This window comes from Sinomonas cyclohexanicum, from assembly GCF_020886775.1.
Taxonomy (GTDB): domain Bacteria; phylum Actinomycetota; class Actinomycetes; order Actinomycetales; family Micrococcaceae; genus Sinomonas; species Sinomonas cyclohexanicum.
This window is the reverse complement of record NZ_AP024525.1, coordinates 1,721,793-1,740,099: the sequence shown is the minus strand read 5'-3', so window position 1 is coordinate 1,740,099 and position 18,307 is coordinate 1,721,793. Positions and strand designations below refer to the sequence as shown.

The following is an 18,307-nucleotide window of genomic DNA, read 5'->3' as shown; positions in this document are numbered from 1 at the left end:
AGCTTATCGAGGCCGCGGGGGCATCTAACGGAGCCAGTCGATCTCCGGCGTCGTCTGGCGCTCCGCCGCAGGGTGGGCGTCCCACCACGCGGCGCATGCGGCGCGCCACGAGTCGAGGTCGTCGGGGGCCCCCGAGATCTCGAGCCTGCCGTCCGCGGCCCGGGCGGAGGACGCCCCGACCCGCCACGCGCCGTCGACCGTCACGGCCTCGGGGTACGGGCGGAAGAAGTCGTCGAGCGTCGCGAGGATGAACCGCGGCCGCTCATCGCTCCGGGCGGACAGGATGGACTCCTTGGTGTCCACGCCCGTGAGAACGGCCGCCGTCGCGAAGCCCGCACGGTTCCCGCCCAGGATGTCCGTGTCGAGTCGGTCGCCGACCACCACCGGATTCCGCGAGCCGAGCCTCTCGGCCGCCGCTAGGAAGAGGGGCGCCTCGGGCTTGCCGGCCACGAGCGGTTCACGGCCCGTCGCGGCGCGCACGGCCGCGACGAACGTGCCGTTGCCCGGAGCCATGCCGCGCGCCTGCGGGATCGACATGTCCGTGTTGGTCGCGATCCAGAGCGCGCCTGCCGCCACGGCGTACGCGGCCTCGGCGAGGTCCTTCCAGCCGAGGTCTGGGCTGAAGCCCTGGATTACCGCCGCGGGGGCATCCTCGGCGGAACGCACCGGCTCCAGGCCGCGCTGCTCCACCTCGCGGGCCAGTGCATGGCTTCCGGTCACGAGCACGCGCGTGCCGGCAGGGACCTTCTTTGCGAGCAGGTCCGCACCCGCCTGCGCAGAGCTCACGACGTCGTCGTCCCCGGCCGGCGCGCCGAGGTCCCGCAGGTGCGCGGCCACCTCGGCCGGGGTGCGCGAGGCGTTGTTCGTCACGTAGCCGAGGCGCACCCCGCGCGGCTCGAGGCGCCTGAGCGCCTCGACCGCACCGGGGATCGCGTGCGGGCCGGCGTAGACGACGCCGTCCAGGTCGGAGAGGACGGCGTCGAACGCCTCGATCAGGTCCGCCACGTCAGGCCTGGTCCTCCGTGTCCGCGGGGCCATGCTCCGTGCCGTGCTCCTGGGAGTGGTCCTCCCTCTGGTCCTCGATCGGGGCGCTCCCCTCGCCCGCCGTCTCGTGGGCCTCTGCGGACGTCTCGTGCATCCCGATCTCGTCCTCGGCGAGGCCGTCAGGCTCGGCGTCGTCGTCCGCCTCGTGGTGTGCTTCGTCCTGCGCCGCGTGGTGTGATTCGTGGTCCGCCTCGGCTGCAGTGTGCTCGGCCTCGGCAGCTGACGGAGACGCGGCTGTGGCGCGGGCGCGACGCTCCTCCTCCTCGCGGCGCTCTTCCTCCTCGTCCCACCCGAGGTCGACGATGTCCGGATCCTCGTAGTCGCCCACGCCGAGGGCCTCCTCCGCGACACCGATCTGGCGGTACCACTTCGCGGCCTCCGGGGCGCGGCCGGCGGCGGAGAGCGCGTCAGCATACGCCTCGAACAGGCGCGGGCTGAAGGAGAACGCGCGGTTGATGTCGAGCTGGGGGATCTCGAGCTCCTCGACGGCCCCCGCGTAGTCCCCCAGGTCAGCCCGTGCGCCCGAGGCGACGATGGCGAGCTCGACCTTGCCGGCGTTGTCCAGCATGTTCTGCTCGTCCGAGTGGGCAAGCTCCAGCGCCTTCTCGGGGCGTCCGAGGCCGCGTTCGCAGTCGGCCATGTGCGCGATGTGGATGCTCGAGCCAGTGATCCGGCGGAACGTCCGGAACTCACGCAGGGCGTCGTCGTAGCGGCCCGCCGCGTAGGCGGTCATGCCGACGGCCTCCCGGACAGCGCCGATGCGACCGCCACGACGGCTCGCCGCCAGCGCGTGCTGGTAGGCGGCCTCCGGGTCAATATCGATGAGGCGGCCCGCCATCACGAGGTGCTTGGACACCCAGTCGCTGTTGTTGCCCTCAAGGGTCCGCAGCTGGCCGAGAGTGGCCCGGTCCAGCTCGCGGCCCGTGACGTCAGGATCAATCTCAGGGGAACGCTCGCGGTCGGGCCGGTTCGAGACACGCAGGTCCCCAGCGTTGTGCTGGGCCTGTCGCTCGACGCGGTCATCGCGCTCGAAACGACGCGGACCTCGATCGTCACGCTGGGGACGGTCGCCACGGTCATCACGCTGGAACGGACGACGCGGACCACGGTCATCGCGCTGGGGACGGTCGCCAAAGGGACGGCGCTCGCCACGGTCGTCGAACCGACGCGGACCACGGTCGTCACGCTGGGGACGGTCGCCACGGTCATCACGCTGGAACGGACGACGCGGACCACGGTCATCGCGCTGGGGACGGTCGCCAAAGGGACGGCGCTCGCCACGGTCGTCGAACCGACGCGGACCACGGTCATCACGCTGGGGACGGTCGCCAAAGGGACGACGCTCACCACGGTCGTCGAACCGACGCGGACCACGGTCATCACGCTGCGGACGATCACCAAAGGGACGACGATCACCACGGTCGTCGAACCGACGCGGACCACGGTCATCACGCTGCGGACGATCACCAAAGGGCCGACGATCACCACGGTCCTCGAACCGACGCGGACCACGGTCATCACGCTGCGGACGATCACCAAAGGGACGACGCTCACCACGGTCATCGAACCGACGCGGACCACGGTCATCACGCTGCGGACGATCACCAAAGGAGCGACGCTCACCACGGTCATCGCGCTGCGGACGGTCGCCAAAGGGCCGACGCTCGCCACGGTCCTCGAACCGACGCGGACCGCGGTCATCACGCTGCGGACGGTCGCCAAAGGAGCGACGCTCACCACGGTCATCGCGCTGCGGACGGTCGCCAAAGGGCCGACGCTCGCCACGGTCCTCGAACCGACGGGGACCGCGATCATCGCCCTGCGGACGGTCGCCGTTGGAGCGGCGCTCGCCGAATGGACGACGCTCGCCACCCTGCTGCTCATCGCGACTGCGATCACGGAATCCACGAGGACGGCCACCAGAGTTGCTGGTACCCCGGAACGGTCCGCCCGAGCGATCCGAGCCACGGCCACCAGCCGAGCCTCCACGAGGTCCATTGAACCCTCGGCCTCCGGTGCCGCGTCCGTTCTGCTCTGCCATGATGGCTCCTCTTTCCTGGATTCCTTTGGTCGGCCGGCCCGAAGCCGCGTCCCGTCACTATGCGTTTGACTGCCAGCGCGCTGGCCTTACTCGACATCAAGTCTACGGGGCGGCCGAGTTTGCCGCCCAAAATGTGGGAGCCCCCCAACCGTATGGTTGGGGGGCTCTACCTAATGGTTGTCCGGCGGTGTCCTACTCTCCCACACCCTGGCGGGTGCAGTACCATCGGCGCTGTGGGTCTTAGCTTCCGGGTTCGGGATGGGTCCGGGCGTTTCCCCCACGCTATGGCCGCCGTAACCCTTTGTCCCGTCCCCCGGGTGGGGGTGGGAAGCTGTGGTCACGGTTGTTGTCCGTGGATCTGTGTTCGGTTGTGGTCGCGGTGCCCGTGTCCGCCCCGTGGGGTGGGGCGGGGGTGGGGTTTGTTGTCTGGGGACCGTATGGTGGACGCGGGGCATGCAGTGGTTCTTGCCACCACCGGGTGGGTGGTGTGTGTTGAGGTTGTCGGCCTATTAGTACCGGTCGGCTTCGACAGTCTTCAGTCCTGTCTTCCACGTCCGGCCTATCAACCCAGTGGTCTGCTGGGGGCCTCTCGCCCTTGCGGGCATGGAGATCTCATCTTGAAGTGGGCTTCCCGCTTAGATGCTTTCAGCGGTTATCCCTTCCGAACGTAGCCAACCAGCCGTGCACCTGGCGGTACAACTGGCACACCAGAGGTTCGTCCGTCCCGGTCCTCTCGTACTGGGGACAGCCCTTCTCAGATCTCCTGCGCGCGCAGCGGATAGGGACCGAACTGTCTCACGACGTTCTAAACCCAGCTCGCGTACCGCTTTAATGGGCGAACAGCCCAACCCTTGGGACCTACTCCAGCCCCAGGATGCGACGAGCCGACATCGAGGTGCCAAACCATGCCGTCGATATGGACTCTTGGGCAAGATCAGCCTGTTATCCCCGAGGTACCTTTTATCCGTTGAGCGACGGCCCTTCCACGAGGTGCCGCCGGATCACTAGTCCCGACTTTCGTCCCTGCTCGAGATGTCTCTCTCACAGTCAAGCCCCCTTGTGCACTTGCACTCGCCACCTGGTTGCCGACCAGGCTGAGGGGACCTTTGGGCGCCTCCGTTACTCTTTGGGAGGCAACCGCCCCAGTTAAACTACCCGTCAGGCACTGTCCCTGGCCCGGATCACGGGCCGAGGTTGAGGTGTCCAAAGCGACCAGAGTGGTATTTCAACGATGACTCCGCCGCCACTGGCGTGACGGCCTCACAGTCTCCCACCTATCCTACACAAGCCGCTCCGAACACCAATACCAAACTGTAGTGAAGGTCTCGGGGTCTTTCCGTCCTGCTGCGCGTAACGAGCATCTTTACTCGTAGTGCAATTTCGCCGAGTTCACGGTCGAGACAGCGGGGAAGTCGTTACTCCATTCGTGCAGGTCGGAACTTACCCGACAAGGAATTTCGCTACCTTAGGATGGTTATAGTTACCACCGCCGTTTACTGGGGCTTGAATTCTCCGCTTCGCTCGTGAGAGCTGACGGGTCCTCTTAACCTTCCAGCACCGGGCAGGAGTCAGTCCGTATACATCGTCTTGCGACTTCGCACGGACCTGTGTTTTTAGTAAACAGTCGCTTCCCCCTGGTCTCTGCGACCCCGACCCCCTCCCACCGGCGCGCGGTGTTCAGGGTTGGGGTCCCCCTTCTCCCGAAGTTACGGGGGCATTTTGCCGAGTTCCTTGACCGTGATTCTCTCGATCGCCTTGGTATTCTCTACCTGATCACCTGTGTCGGTTTGGGGTACGGGCGGCTGGGACCTCGCGTCGATGCTTTTCTCGGCAGCATAGGATCACCCGATCCCCCCGCGAGGGGGTCCCGTCGGATCTCAGGCCTGATGCGCGGCGGATTTGCCGGCCGCGCGCCCTACATCCTTGGACCAGGTCAACCATCGCCTGGCCGGGCTGCCTTCCTGCGTCACACCTGTTAATACGCTTGCCTCGCAGCTCCGGGTCCCGCGCGCGCCCCCCGGTACAGGTCCCGAAGGACCCATGGTGGGGGGATTGGGCGGTCAGCATCGGCTGTCCGGCATGGGCGGTCCTTCGCCGGTACGGGAATATCGACCCGTTGTCCATCGACTACGCCTGTCGGCCTCGCCTTAGGTCCCGACTTACCCAGGGCAGATGAGCTTGACCCTGGAACCCTTGATCATCCGGCGGACGGGTTTCCCACCCGTCTTTCGCTACTCATGCCTGCATTCTCACTCGTGCGGCCTCCACCCCTCGATCACTCGGGGGCTTCACTGCCCGCACGACGCTCCCCTACCCAGCCCCACCCCTGAACCACGAAGGCTAGGGCACACATGGGACTGCCACGGCTTCGGCGGTGTGCTTGAGCCCCGCTACATTGTCGGCGCGGAATCACTTGACCAGTGAGCTATTACGCACTCTTTCAAGGGTGGCTGCTTCTAAGCCAACCTCCTGGTTGTCTGGGCAACTCCACATCCTTTCCCACTTAGCACACGCTTGGGGGCCTTAGCCGGTGGTCTGGGCTGTTTCCCTCTCGACTACGAAGCTTATCCCCCGCAGTCTCACTGCTGCGCTCTCACTTGCCGGCATTCGGAGTTTGGCTGACGTCAGTAACCTTGTGGGGCCCATCGGCCATCCAGTAGCTCTACCTCCGGCAAGAAACACGCAACGCTGCACCTAAATGCATTTCGGGGAGAACCAGCTATCACGGAGTTTGATTGGCCTTTCACCCCTACCCACAGCTCATCCCCTCCATTTTCAACTGAAGTGGGTTCGGTCCTCCACGACGTCTTACCGTCGCTTCAACCTGGCCATGGGTAGATCACTCCGCTTCGGGTCCAGACCACGCCACTGAACGCCCTGTTCAGACTCGCTTTCGCTACGGCTCCCCCACACGGGTTAACCTCGCGACGTGGCACTGACTCGCAGGCTCATTCTTCAAAAGGCACGCCATCACAGGAACAAGGCCTGCTCTGACGGTTTGTAGGCGCACGGTTTCAGGTACTGTTTCACTCCCCTCCCGGGGTACTTTTCACCTTTCCCTCACGGTACTTGTCCGCTATCGGTCATCGGGTAGTATTCAGGCTTATCAGGTGGTCCTGACAGATTCACACGGGATTCCTCGGGCCCCGTGCTACTCGGGCACCTCCCCAGGGCTGCGACAGGCGTTCCGGCTACGGGACTCACACCCTCTCCGGCCGGCCGTTCAAGACCGTTCGCCTACACCACCGCAACACCCCCGACCACCGGCAGATGATCGAAAGGAAGGCCCCACAACCCCATGCGCGCAACCCCTGCCGGGTATCACACGCGCACAGTTTGGCCTCGTCCGCGTTCGCTCGCCACTACTGACGGAATCACTCTTGTTTTCTCTTCCTGCGGGTACTGAGATGTTTCACTTCCCCGCGTTCCCCCCACACCGTCTATGCGTTCAACGGCGGGTCACCGCATCAAGTGCGGCGGGGTTTCCCCATTCGGACACCCTGGGATCACAGTCCGGTTATCGACTCCCCCAGGCTTATCGCAGATTCCCACGTCCTTCATCGGCTCCCGATGCCAAGGCATCCACCGTGCGCCCTTGGAAACTTCAACACAACAAAGACCAAGGACACACAAACACACGGCACGCCAGAGCGCCCGTGCGTGTACGTCCTACAACTCGAAAAACGAGATTGCTAGATGCTCGCGTCCACTATACAGTTCTCAAACAACAACCCCCACAGCCCCCACACGCACCGCCGCGAAGCGGCACGCCGGGAGAAGGCGGGCACCACACGCCCCACCCACCGCCCCGCCCCGCCGCACAGGCAGGACAGGAACAGGAGGACAGGGCGCGGGGACGCTTGTTGTCCCAGGACCCAACAGTGTGCCAAGGACCCCACCCCCACCGCAAAACCACGGCCCCACCGCTTTCCAGCCCCCCCCACAGGGGAGGCGTACTCACGAAGGGCCGCACCGCACGGGGCACGGGCCACAGGATCGCCGATGTTCCACCCACGAGCACCCGCCGGAGAACACATGTCTCCGCAGCGGGGCTGCCATCCCCCGGGCACCGGGCAGCCATGCGGCCGCCGGCACCACCACCGGGGGGTGCAATGCTCCTTAGAAAGGAGGTGATCCAGCCGCACCTTCCGGTACGGCTACCTTGTTACGACTTAGTCCCAATCGCCAGTCCCACCTTCGACGGCTCCCCCCCACAAGGGGTTGGGCCACCGGCTTCGGGTGTTACCGACTTTCGTGACTTGACGGGCGGTGTGTACAAGGCCCGGGAACGTATTCACCGCAGCGTTGCTGATCTGCGATTACTAGCGACTCCGACTTCATGGGGTCGAGTTGCAGACCCCAATCCGAACTGAGACCGGCTTTCTGGGATTGGCTCCACCTCACAGTATCGCAACCCTTTGTACCGGCCATTGTAGCATGCGTGAAGCCCAAGACATAAGGGGCATGATGATTTGACGTCGTCCCACCTTCCTCCGAGCGATTGACCCGCAGTCTCCCATGAGTCCCCACCCGAAGTGCTGGCAACATGGAACGAGGGTTGCGCTCGTTGCGGGACTTAACCCAACATCTCACGACACGAGCTGACGACAACCATGCACCACCTGTGAACCGGCCCCGAAGGGAGGCCCCATCTCTGGGACGGTCCGGCACATGTCAAGCCTTGGTAAGGTTCTTCGCGTTGCATCGAATTAATCCGCATGCTCCGCCGCTTGTGCGGGCCCCCGTCAATTCCTTTGAGTTTTAGCCTTGCGGCCGTACTCCCCAGGCGGGGCACTTAATGCGTTAGCTGCGGCGCGGAAACCGTGGAATGGCCCCCACACCTAGTGCCCAACGTTTACGGCATGGACTACCAGGGTATCTAATCCTGTTCGCTCCCCATGCTTTCGCTCCTCAGCGTCAGTTACAGCCCAGAGACCTGCCTTCGCCATCGGTGTTCCTCCTGATATCTGCGCATTTCACCGCTACACCAGGAATTCCAGTCTCCCCTACTGCACTCCAGCCTGCCCGTACCCACTGCAGACCCGGGGTTGAGCCCCGGGCTTTCACAGCAGACGCGACAAACCGCCTACGAGCTCTTTACGCCCAATAATTCCGGATAACGCTCGCGCCCTACGTATTACCGCGGCTGCTGGCACGTAGTTAGCCGGCGCTTCTTCTGCAGGTACCCTCACTCTCGCTTGTTCCCTGCTGAAAGGGGTTTACAACCCGAAGGCCGTCATCCCCCACGCGGCGTCGCTGCATCAGGCTTCCGCCCATTGTGCAATATTCCCCACTGCTGCCTCCCGTAGGAGTCTGGGCCGTGTCTCAGTCCCAGTGTGGCCGGTCACCCTCTCAGGCCGGCTACCCGTCGTCGCCTTGGTAGGCCATCACCCCACCAACAAGCTGATAGGCCGCGAGCCCATCCAAGACCGCACAAGGCTTTCCACCCCCCACCATGCGGCAGGGAGTACTATCCGGTATTAGACCCAGTTTCCCAGGCTTATCCCAGAGTCAAGGGCAGGTTGCTCACGTGTTACTCACCCGTTCGCCACTAATCCACCCCGAAGGGCATCATCGTCCGACTTGCATGTGTTAAGCACGCCGCCAGCGTTCATCCTGAGCCAGGATCAAACTCTCCGTCAAAAAACACGCCAACCAGAAACCCCAGGAAAATGAGGCCACCAGCCAGCAGAAAATGATCCGGCATCAAACACCCAGCCACGCACACAGGGGCGCACGCAACCAGGCAACTGATAACCAAAAAAATGGCATCAACAAAACTTGGCACACTATTGAGTTCTCAAACAACAAACAACTTCCGGTAATTCGCAAGTCCGTTTCAGCCTTGCGCTTCCCGAAGCAACGGTCCCTTACTCTACCGGATTCAGCCGCGGATTCAAAATCCGCTCTTGCCTGAATTCTTCCCCTCGGGGCGCTGCAGGTGTTCCGGCGCATGGCCAGTGTTCCGAGCATTTCCCGAGGGGCGAGTTCTGGGGTTTTGCGCCTCCGCACTGCGTTGGCGACTCGAAGAACATTACCCTCTGCGTCGGGGCTCCGCAACTCGCGCGGCCCTCCCGGGCGTGTCGCCTTGACCACACCGCACGAAGGCCCCCTCGGCTGCTGCCGAAGGGGCCCTCGTGGAGTCTTGCGCGACTCGATCAGCCCTCAAGGACCGCCGTGGCCAGGTTCTTCTTGCCCCGGCGCACGAGGAAGTACTTCCCGTGCAGGGCGTCCTCGGGATCGACCACCGCTTCGGGGTCGGTGATCTTCGTGTTGTTCACGTAGGCGCCTCCCTCCCCCACGGTGCGCCGCGCGGCGGACTTGCTGTCCGCGAGCCCAGTGGCGACCAACAGCTCGACGATGCCGAGCTGCCCTGGTGACACAGCCGCCGTCGTGAGCTCCGCCGTAGCCGCCGAGAGGGTGCCCTCGTCGAGGACGCCGAGGTCTCCGTTGCCGAACAGCGCGGCGGAAGCGGCGATGACCTTCTCGGTCGCATCGACCCCGTGGACGAGGGACGTCACCTCGAACGCGAGCCGGCGCTGCGCCTCACGAGCGAACGGCCGGTCCTCGACGGCGGCCTCGAGCTCCTCGATCTCGGCGCGCGTGAGGAACGTGAACACCTTGAGACGGTCCACCACATCGGCATCCGAGGCGTTGAGCCAGAACTGGTAGAACGTGTACGGCGAGCACATCGACGCGTCGAGCCAGATCGCGTTGCCCTCGCTCTTGCCGAACTTGGTGCCGTCGGAATTGGTGATGAGTGGCGTCCCGAACGCGTGAACGCTCGTGCCCTCGACCTTTCGGATCAGCTCCGTGCCGCTCGTGAGGTTGCCCCACTGGTCCGAGCCGCCCGTCTCGAGCACACACCCGTACTGCCGGTACAGCTCGAGGTAGTCCATGCCCTGGAGGATCTGGTAGCTGAACTCGGTGTAGGAGATGCCCTCGTCCGAGTTCAGGCGTGAGGCGACCGCATCCTTCTTCAGCATGGTCCCGACGCGGTAGTGCTTGCCGACCTCGCGGAGGAAGTCGATCGCGGTCATCGGCGCGGTCCAGTCAAGGTTGTTCACGATCCGCGCGGCGTTCTCGCCTTCGAAGGACAGGAACCGGCTCACCTGGGCCTTGAGGTAGCCGACCCACTCGGCGACCGTGTCCTTCGTGTTCAGCGTCCGCTCGGCCGTGGGGCGCGGGTCCCCGATCAGGCCGGTCGAGCCGCCTACGAGGCCCAGCGGATTGTGCCCGGCCAGCTGCAGGCGGCGCAGCACGAGCAGCTGCACGAGGTTGCCCAGATGGAGGCTCGGCGCCGTGGGGTCGAAGCCGCAGTAATACGTGATCGGATCCCCCGCGAGCAGTTCCTCGAGCTCCGCCTCGTCGGTCGAGACGTGGACCAGGCCACGCCACTTGAGCTCCTGCCAGATGTTGGGAAAGCTCGGATCGTTCTTCTGGGAGTCCAGGATTGCTGTCTGCGGCACGGCTTCTACGGTATCAGTCACGCGGCCGGCCCTTCCTGCAGGATCCCGGCCGGAATCGGGCCCTCGGCGATGAGCCGCAGCCGCTGCGTGGGCCGGGTCATCGCAACGTACAGGTCGCCGACCTTCCCGTGCTCGTGGTCCAGCAGCTGGCTCGGCTCGAGGACCACCACCACGTCGAACTCGAGGCCCTTCGCCTCTCGCGGGTCCAGCACCACGATGTCCTGCTCGAAGCTGCCCGCGCCGCCACCGACGCGCGCCCCATATGCCGCACGAAGCTCCTCGCGCGCCGAGCGCAGGAGGGGACCGTCCGCGATCACGGCGACCAGACCGCCGTCGGCCGCCTTGAGCTCCTCCGGCAGGATAGCGACGAGGTGGCGCACGACGTCGCCTCTCGGCGCCCGCTCGACGATCGGCTCCCAGCGGCCCTCCCGCACGGCCTTCGGCGCGGAGACGACGAGGCCCGCCGCGGCGGCCATGCGGGCGGCTGCCTCGGCGATCTGGCTCGGGGTGCGGTAGTTGACCGTGAGCTCCTCGAGGGTCCAGCGGTCGCCGAAGAAGGGGCGCAGCGCGCGGCCCCACGAGGAGGCGCCCGCGGCCGAGGAGGTCTGGGCGATGTCGCCGACGATCGTGAAGGACTTCACGGGGCAGCGGCGCACGAGCAGCCGCCACTGCATGTAGGAGAGCTCCTGCGCCTCGTCCACGATGATGTGGCCGTAGGCCCAGGTGCGGTCGCCCACAGCGCGCTCCGCCGCCGTCAGACGCTGCTCGGGTCCCTGCTGGAAGGCGACGAGGTCCTCGGCCTCCACGACGCCGTCGATGCCCTGCTCGCGCAGGGTCGCGTCGATGTTCTTGAGGGTCTGCTGGGCGTTCTCGAGGTCGCGGCGGCGCTCCGCCTCGCGGCGGGCGGCCTCATGGCCGGTGCTCGCGTCGAGCTCGCCGAGGAGCTCCGCGGCCTCGTCGAGCAGCGGAATGTCGGCCTCGGTCCACGGCGTGTCCGCAGGGCGGTGCAGGAGCTCGCGCTCTTCCTCGGAGAAGTCGGCCGCGACGGCGTCGAGGAGGCTCCGCTTGCCGAACAGCTCGGCAACGAGCTTCTCCGCCGTCATCGGCATCCAGCACAGGTTCACTGCCACGCGCACATCTCGGGACTGGCGGACGTCCTCGGCGAGGTACGAGCGGTCCGTCGTGTTGCCGGACCCGCTCGCCTCGACCTTGGCCTGAAGCTGCTCCGTGAGCTCGCGCAGCAGGATCTTCACGAACGTGTTGCGGGCGTCGTTGTACGGCTTGCCGGTTCCGCGCGCACGGTCACGGGCGCGGCGGACCTGCCGAGGAGTCAGGACGAGCTTGTACCCCTCGACCTCCAGGACCCGGTCCGTCGCGGGGACCCGCTGCCGGTTCGCGACAGCCGCCGCGATGAGGCCCACCATCCGCCGGCTGCCCTTGAGCGCGGCGATGCGCGGGTCCGTCTCGGGGACGCCCGCGATGCCCGGCATGAGCCGGCCCACGCTGGACATGACCACGCCGGTCTCGCCCAGCGAGGGAAGGACCCGCTCGATGTACTTCATGAAGGACGACGACGGCCCCACCAGCAGCACGCCCGCGCTCTTGAGCCGGTCGCGGTGCGAGTAGAGCAGGTACGCGGCGCGGTGAAGTGCCACGGCGGTCTTGCCGGTGCCCGGACCGCCCTGGACGACGAGCGCGCCGGGCATGGGGGCGCGGATGATCCTGTCCTGCTCGGCCTGGATGGTGCTGACGATGTCCGCCATGCGGCCGGTGCGCTTCGAGTCCAGGGCGGCGAGCAGCGCCCCCTCGCCCTGGTGGTGCGTCCCGCCATCGGCGAGCATCCCGGCGTCGAGCACGTCATCCTCGATCGCCTTGACCTCACGGCCTTGCAGGATCAAGTGCCGGCGGCGGCGCACGCCCTGCCGGTCGAACGCCGTGGCCTGGTAGAAGTGGCTCGCCTCCGGGGCACGCCAATCGACCATGAGCCGGCGCAGGTCGTCCGTGCTCATCCCGATGCGGCCGATGTACTGCGATTCCCCGCCGTCCAGGTCGAGCCGGCCGAACACGAGGCGGTCCTCGACAGCGTCGAGCTGCGCGAGACGGTCCTCATACATCGCCGCGAAGGCGTCACGCTCCGAGACGTTCTGGCTCGAGCCGATCGCGCCCGCCTTGCGGACGGCCGCGAGCTGGCCGCGCTTCTCCTCTCGCAGCTCGTCAAGCCTCAGGTAGAGGCCCTTGACGTAGTCCCGTTCGTGGGCGAGATCAGCGTCGAGCATTCTTGCCTTCCCCAGTCAGAAAAGTTTGACCGTCCATTCTACAGCGATTCCGGTGAACGGATGCGCACTTCCCTGAGACATGTGACGCGGGCTCAGTCGCCGAGGCGTTGGAGCGAGTGCACGCGCTGGCCCACGAGCGCCCCGCGGCCTCCCAGCGCCTCCAGTTCGAGCACGACGCCGACCCCCACCACAGTGCCCCCGCACCGGTTGACGAGGCGCACCGCTGCGCCGACGGTCCCGCCCGTAGCCAGCACGTCGTCGAGGACGAGGACGCGGGCGCCGTCGGGGATGTCCGTGGTGTGGACCTCGAGGGCGGCGGTCCCGTACTCGAGCGCGTACTCCTCGGTGAATGTCTCGCGCGGGAGCTTCCCCGCCTTGCGCACGGTCAGAACGCCCGTCCCGGTCGCATACGCGGCCGCCGATGCGAGCAGGAAGCCGCGCGCCTCGATCCCCGCGACCAGGTCGAACTCGCCCGCGAACGGGGCGACGATCGCGTCCACGATGGCCCGGAGGCCCTCCGCGTCGGCGAATGCCGGGGTGAGATCCTTGAAGACGATGCCCGGCTTCGGATAGTCGGGCACGGTGGCGCAGAGCCGGTCCAGGATGTCCTCCACAGCCTGCAGCGACGGGGTCGTTGCGCTGCTCGGAGTAGAGGTCGGGGCCGTCGTTTCGGGGGTCGGTTCACTCACGGGTCCACGTTACCGAAAGTTCATGTCCACATGGCCCGAGCGGGCATGTTCACGGACTGGCAGCGGGTGCTTGAATGTGCGCATGCATCATGAGCTCACGCTCGCCGGGCACGGCGTCCGTCTGCTTCCGCTCTCACCCCTGTACGCGGAGCAGCTCTTCTCGCACATCGACGCTTCGCTGTGGTCCGGGATGGCCGCGCGCCGACCCGACTCCGTCGAGGACTTGGCCGCGCTGTTCGCCGCGCGGCTCGAGGATCCCGCCACCATGCCGTTCGCCGCGGCCGACGACGCCTCCGGCGCGCTCGTCGGAACCACGGGGCTGTACGACGTCGACCTTGGCCACGGGCGCGCCGAGGTCGGCGGGACCTTCTTCGCTCGCCCGTACTGGGGTTCCGGCGCCAATCCGGCCAGCAAGTACCTGCTCCTGTCCCATGCGTTCGAGGAGATGGGGCTGAGCCGCATCTCCTTCCGGGTAGACACGCGCAACGGCCGGAGCGCAAAGGCGCTGCTCACGATGGGCGCCGTCTATGAGGGGACACTGCGGGGGTACCGGCCGGGGCACGACGGCGCGCGCGTGGACACCGCCGTGTTCTCCGTGCTCGAGCCCGAGTGGCCCATGGTGCGGGGCAGGCTCCTGTCCCGCCTCGCCCCGCGCTCCCCGGGCGACCTCGCGCCGGTCGACGCGGCGTAATAAGGCCCGCCGCCCGCCTCCGGTCTGGGTCAGCTTCTGAGTGTCACCTCCGGTGAGTGCGCACCCACAGGAAGTGACTTTCAGAAGGTGACCTTCAGGAGGTGACATTCAGGAGGTGACTTTCAGACGGTGGGGGTTGGGGACTTCACATCGGGCCGGGGCTTGGCCCTGGCCCGCGGCTTGGCGGGACGGTACGGGGAGACGCTCGGCTCCCCGGGAAGCCAGAATCGCCACGGATAGTCGTCGGACCCGCCGACGCCGGCCACGCCTACACGCGGCCCAGAGAGGACCCCGGCGGCCCGATGGGCCGGCGGCTCGAGGCGGAAGCGCCCGCCGTCGAGCGTCGCTCCGTCGTCCCCGCGACCGATCCCCAGCGCCTGGGTGAGCCGCGCCGGCCCCCGCGCGAGGTCGGCGTCCTGCCGGGAGGAGGGCCGCCGCGAGCGCGCGAGCTCGATCCCCTCCACAATCTCCCCCGCGCGCAGCAGGCACCCGGACGAGCTCCCCGCCGGCCCGCACACCACGTTGGCGCAGAAGTGCATGCCGTACGTGAAGTACACGTACAAGTGCCCGGGCGGGCCCCACATGACCTCGTTGCGCGGCGTGCGGCCGTTATACGAGTGCGAGCCGGGGTCGGGGTGGTCGGAGTCGCGGTGCCCGCGGTACGCCTCGACCTCGGTGAGCCGCACGGCGACCGCGCCCTCCGGCGTCGTATGCGTGAGGACGGCGCCGAGGAGATCCGGAGCGACGGCGACGGGGTCGCGCATGAGCCAGCGGACCAGCGCGTCGAAGTCCACGGTCTACTTGACGGCCATGGCGGATGGCCACGGCCCGAGCGGGGGCAGCGGCACGGCCTCGCCGTCGCGCTCTGCACGGACCGCTCCGTGCCCCACTGAGCGTCCCGCGAGCCACGCCGCGAGGTCCTGCAGGCGCCCCTCGAGCACGACGACGTCGCTCCCGCCACCCAGGCGGAACGGCACGCCGGTGGCGGGGCGCAGCTCAAACGCGAGGCCCTCCGGGACACGCGGCTCGAGGAAGCCCACGAGGTGCTGGGAGAAGTCCTCGCTCCACTCCTGCTGCGTGCAGCCGGTGCCGAGGTCGCTGCGGTGGATGACGAGCTCGCGCCACAGCGCGAGGGCCGCGTCCCGGACCACGCCGCGTCGGAACCGCACCGGGGTGTCCCACTCGCTCGGGTCGAGCGCCTCGAACGCGGCGAGGGCCCGGTCCACGGCGGCACCCGTGCGCGCACGGTGGACAGCCGCGTCGGCGTGGGCCCCTGCCTCGATGGCGGCATCCCGCGCGGGCATCCCGCCGTCGTAGAGGTCGGCCTGCTCGCCGCGCCGCGCGAGCTCGGCCTGGCGGGCGAGGGCGTCCGCGATGCCTGCGATGTGTGCAAGGACGTGGCCGCGCGTCCAGCCCGGAAGCTCGGACGGCGCAGCAACGGAGTCGTCCGTGAATCCGCCCAGCTCGTCGTGGATCCCGCGCGCGGCGTCGCTGATCCCAGCCAGCAGTCCGAGGTTGTCCGGCGACTTCGCCGAGGGTGCCGTGTCCATGCGGCCAGACTACCGCTGCACGGATGGGCGGGAGGATTGCCGGGTCGATCCTGAGGGCATGCAGGGCGGGGCTGAGACGCGGCTGGTGATCGGGAGCAGGTCGCCCGCGCCTCGCGTGGCCCTCCCCCTCGCCCACGTGCGCCGCGGCATGCTCGCGGAGGCGGGCGGCAAGGCCGTGAAACTTCGGCGAGATGCTTCGCCTGGGCGGGGCGGACGGCGCGGCGGGCACGGTGCGCGTCCTCTAATCGAGGCCCTCGAAGATGTCGGTCAGGAGCGGGAGTCCGCGCTCGCGCGGGGGCCAGGCCTGCACGAAGTACTCGCGCGAGGTCGCCGAGAGCCACGCGGCGTGGGCCAGCGGATGCTCGAAGAGGGAGAGGCGCTGGCTACGGTGCTCCGCAAGGCCTGCGACAACTCGCTCGGCGACGCTGCTCGTGTCCACGCGCATGTCCACGAGATGGTCGGGGATGCCGCGGAAGTGGTAGACCTGCGCGGGGTCCCAGGGCGGCAGGCCCGTGGCCTGCCGGGCCGCGTTGATGCGCGCCCACGTCGATTCCTTGAGCGCCCAGTGCAGCAGCCGCCTCGGCGCCGCGGCCCCGGAGGCGCCCGTGTCCCCGGCGGCCGTGAGGCTCAGGAACGCGGCGTCGGTGGCCTGGCCGATCGCGATGTGGTCGGGGTGGCCGGTGACGCCGTCCGGCCCGAACGTTGCGACGACGTCCGGCCGCTCCTCGACCATGACCTCCCGGATCCGCGCGATGAGCTCGTCGGGCTCCGCCTCGGCGACGAGCCCGTCGTCGTAGCCGAACCACTCGTGCCGGTCGGGGGCGCGACCGTGGGCCGCCCAGGCCTTCTCGTCCTCGATGCGGCGGACGGCGCCGAGGGTCTCCCGCGTCGCGTCGACGCCCGACGCGATGAGGCCGGCGGCGCCGTCGGTCGCGTGGACGAGCACGAAGCGGAACGCCGGCTCGGCGCCGTGGAGGGCGATCGAGCCGGCGATGCCGACGGCCTCGTCGTCGGGGTGGGCGACGACGAGCAGGAGCGTGCGCCGGGGAAGCACTCCTCCATGGTCCTCCCAGCGTACGTTCAGGGGAAGTGTTAGCCCCCGCTCGTGGGCGCCTCCGCGAACCCGCGGACGTCCGCGAGCTGCGCCTTGAGCGCGTCCAGCTGCTTCGCGACGGCCGACGGCGCCGTCCCGCCCTGGGCGCTGCGGCTCGCGAGGGACCCCTCCGTGGACAGCACCGTGCGCACTTCCGGGGTAAGGGCGGGGCTGATCGCCGCGTACTCCTCGTCCGTGAGGTCCCAGAGCTCGACGCCGCGCGACTCGGCCTGCTTCACGGCGGCGCCGGACAGCTCGTGTGCCTCGCGGAACGGCACGCCCTGACGGACGAGCCACTCGGCGATGTCCGTCGCGAGGGCGAACCCCTGTGGCGCGAGGGCGGCCATGCGCTCGGTGTTGAACGTGAGCGTGGCGATCATCCCGGACACCGCCGGGAGCAGGAGCTCGAGTGTGTCCGCGGCGTCGAACACCGGCTCCTTGTCCTCCTGCAGGTCGCGGTTGTACGCGAGCGGGAGGCCCTTGAGCGTGGCGAGCAGCCCGGTCAGGTCGCCGATGAGGCGGCCGGCCTTGCCGCGCGCGAGCTCGGCGACGTCCGGGTTCTTCTTCTGCGGCATGATGCTCGACCCGGTCGAGTAGGCGTCGTCGAGCGTGACGAAGGAGAACTCCTTTGTGGCCCAGAGGATGACCTCCTCCGAGACCCGGGAGAGGTCGACGCCGATCATCGCCGCGACCCATGCGAACTCGGCGAAGACGTCGCGCGAGGCGGTGCCGTCGATCGAGTTGTGCACGGCCGAGTCGAAGCCGAGGTCGGCCGCGACGGCCTCGGGGTCGAGCCCGAGGGACGAGCCCGCGAGGGCGCCGGAGCCGTAGGGCGAGACCGCGGCGCGCCTGTCCCAGTCCGCGAGCCGCTGGACGTCGCGGAGCAGGGCCCACGCGTGGGCGAGCAGGTGGTGGCTGAGCAGGACGGGCTGGGCGTGCTGTAGGTGCGTCCGGCCGGGCATCGCCGCGCCCGGATGGGCCTCCGCCTGGGCAACGAGCGCGTCGATCGTGGCGAGGACGCCTCGGGCGATGAGCCTGGCGTGGTCGCGCAGGAACATGCGCCCGAGGGTCGCGATCTGGTCGTTGCGCGAGCGCCCGGCGCGGAGCTTGCCGCCAAGGTGGGCGCCCGCACGCTCGATGAGGCCGCGCTCGAGCGAGCCGTGCACGTCTTCGTCGGACTCGGCCGCGACGTAGGCCCCGGAGGCCACGTCGGCGTCGAGCCGGTCGAGCGCGTCGAGCATCCCGGCGAGCTCGGCGTCGTCGAGCAGGCCCGCGGTGTGCAGGACCCGCGCGTGCGCACGCGATCCGGCGATGTCGTAGCGGGCCAGGCGCCAGTCGAAGTGCGTGGACTTGCTCAGCGCGGCGAGCGCGTCCGCCGGCCCCCCGGCGAAGCGCCCACCCCAGAGGGCGCCCTCATTGGTGCTGTGCTGTGCCTTCGGCGTCTCAGCCACCCG

The 18,307-nt window shown here is 67.9% G+C and carries 11 protein-coding genes and 3 rRNA genes; 2 read left to right on the top strand and 12 right to left on the bottom strand.

All coding sequences use genetic code 11. The features are described 5' to 3' along the window. Positions 1-24: 24 nt before the first annotated feature. Both SCMU_RS08360 and SCMU_RS08355 read right to left on the bottom strand, forming a co-directional pair. Positions 25-1,005, bottom strand: a complete 981-nt coding sequence (locus SCMU_RS08360) for an HAD-IIA family hydrolase (protein WP_229232538.1) — start codon at positions 1,003-1,005, stop codon at positions 25-27. Position 1,006: 1 nt separating this feature from the next. Continuing rightward, positions 1,007-1,900: a tetratricopeptide repeat protein gene (locus SCMU_RS08355; RefSeq protein ID WP_229232537.1), complete on the bottom strand. Its 894-nt coding sequence runs from the start codon at positions 1,898-1,900 to the stop codon at positions 1,007-1,009. Between SCMU_RS08355 and SCMU_RS08350 the strand changes: the two genes are divergently transcribed. Continuing rightward, a complete protein-coding gene (locus SCMU_RS08350) occupies positions 1,889-3,154 on the top strand; it encodes a hypothetical protein (protein WP_229232536.1) in 1,266 nt (421 codons plus the stop codon). The two genes, SCMU_RS08355 and SCMU_RS08350, sit on opposite strands and share 12 nt — an antisense overlap. Before the next feature lie 110 nt (positions 3,155-3,264). On the opposite strand, the gene rrf is transcribed toward SCMU_RS08350, so the two are convergent. The 6 genes from rrf to SCMU_RS08320 form a co-directional block, all read right to left on the bottom strand. Next, positions 3,265-3,381, bottom strand: a 5S ribosomal RNA gene (rrf, locus tag SCMU_RS08345). Between the two features lie 193 nt (positions 3,382-3,574). Then, positions 3,575-6,694: ribosomal RNA gene (locus SCMU_RS08340) — 23S ribosomal RNA — on the bottom strand. Positions 6,695-7,208: 514 nt separating this feature from the next. Then, positions 7,209-8,728, bottom strand: a 16S ribosomal RNA gene (locus SCMU_RS08335). Together the 16S, 23S and 5S rRNA genes form the textbook arrangement of a ribosomal RNA operon. A 515-nt stretch (positions 8,729-9,243) precedes the next feature. After that, positions 9,244-10,554: a tyrosine--tRNA ligase gene (tyrS, locus tag SCMU_RS08330; protein ID WP_229232535.1), complete on the bottom strand. Its 1,311-nt coding sequence runs from the start codon at positions 10,552-10,554 to the stop codon at positions 9,244-9,246. A gap of 17 nt (positions 10,555-10,571) precedes the next feature. Then, complete coding sequence (locus SCMU_RS08325; protein WP_229232534.1) at positions 10,572-12,830, bottom strand: HelD family protein; 2,259 nt, start codon at positions 12,828-12,830, stop codon at positions 10,572-10,574. Positions 12,831-12,922: 92 nt separating this feature from the next. Then, the gene (locus SCMU_RS08320; protein ID WP_371829660.1) at positions 12,923-13,453 is read right to left on the bottom strand and encodes an adenine phosphoribosyltransferase; all 531 of its coding nucleotides are present in this window, start codon (positions 13,451-13,453) and stop codon (positions 12,923-12,925) included. Between the two features lie 148 nt (positions 13,454-13,601). Here SCMU_RS08320 and SCMU_RS08315 point away from each other — a divergent pair, with 148 nt between their 5' ends. Beyond that, complete coding sequence (locus SCMU_RS08315) at positions 13,602-14,210, top strand: GNAT family N-acetyltransferase (protein ID WP_229232532.1); 609 nt, start codon at positions 13,602-13,604, stop codon at positions 14,208-14,210. Positions 14,211-14,332: 122 nt separating this feature from the next. On the opposite strand, the gene SCMU_RS08310 is transcribed toward SCMU_RS08315, so the two are convergent. The 4 genes from SCMU_RS08310 to argH all read right to left on the bottom strand — a co-directional run bounded on the left by SCMU_RS08310 (position 14,333) and on the right by argH (position 18,304). Then, positions 14,333-14,974, bottom strand: coding sequence for a DNA-3-methyladenine glycosylase (locus tag SCMU_RS08310; RefSeq protein WP_443020287.1), 642 nt, complete (start codon positions 14,972-14,974; stop codon positions 14,333-14,335). 33 nt (positions 14,975-15,007) lie between these two features. Continuing rightward, positions 15,008-15,760 carry a maleylpyruvate isomerase family mycothiol-dependent enzyme gene (locus SCMU_RS08305; protein WP_229232530.1) on the bottom strand — a complete coding sequence of 251 codons (753 nt, stop codon included), beginning with the start codon at positions 15,758-15,760 and terminating at the stop codon, positions 15,008-15,010. A 241-nt stretch (positions 15,761-16,001) separates the two neighbouring features. After that, on the bottom strand, positions 16,002-16,814 hold the full coding sequence (locus tag SCMU_RS08300; protein ID WP_229232529.1) for a PIG-L deacetylase family protein: 813 nt from the start codon (positions 16,812-16,814) through the stop codon (positions 16,002-16,004). A 38-nt stretch (positions 16,815-16,852) separates the two neighbouring features. Further along, positions 16,853-18,304: an argininosuccinate lyase gene (argH, locus tag SCMU_RS08295; RefSeq protein WP_229232528.1), complete on the bottom strand. Its 1,452-nt coding sequence runs from the start codon at positions 18,302-18,304 to the stop codon at positions 16,853-16,855. Positions 18,305-18,307: the final 3 nt, after the last annotated feature.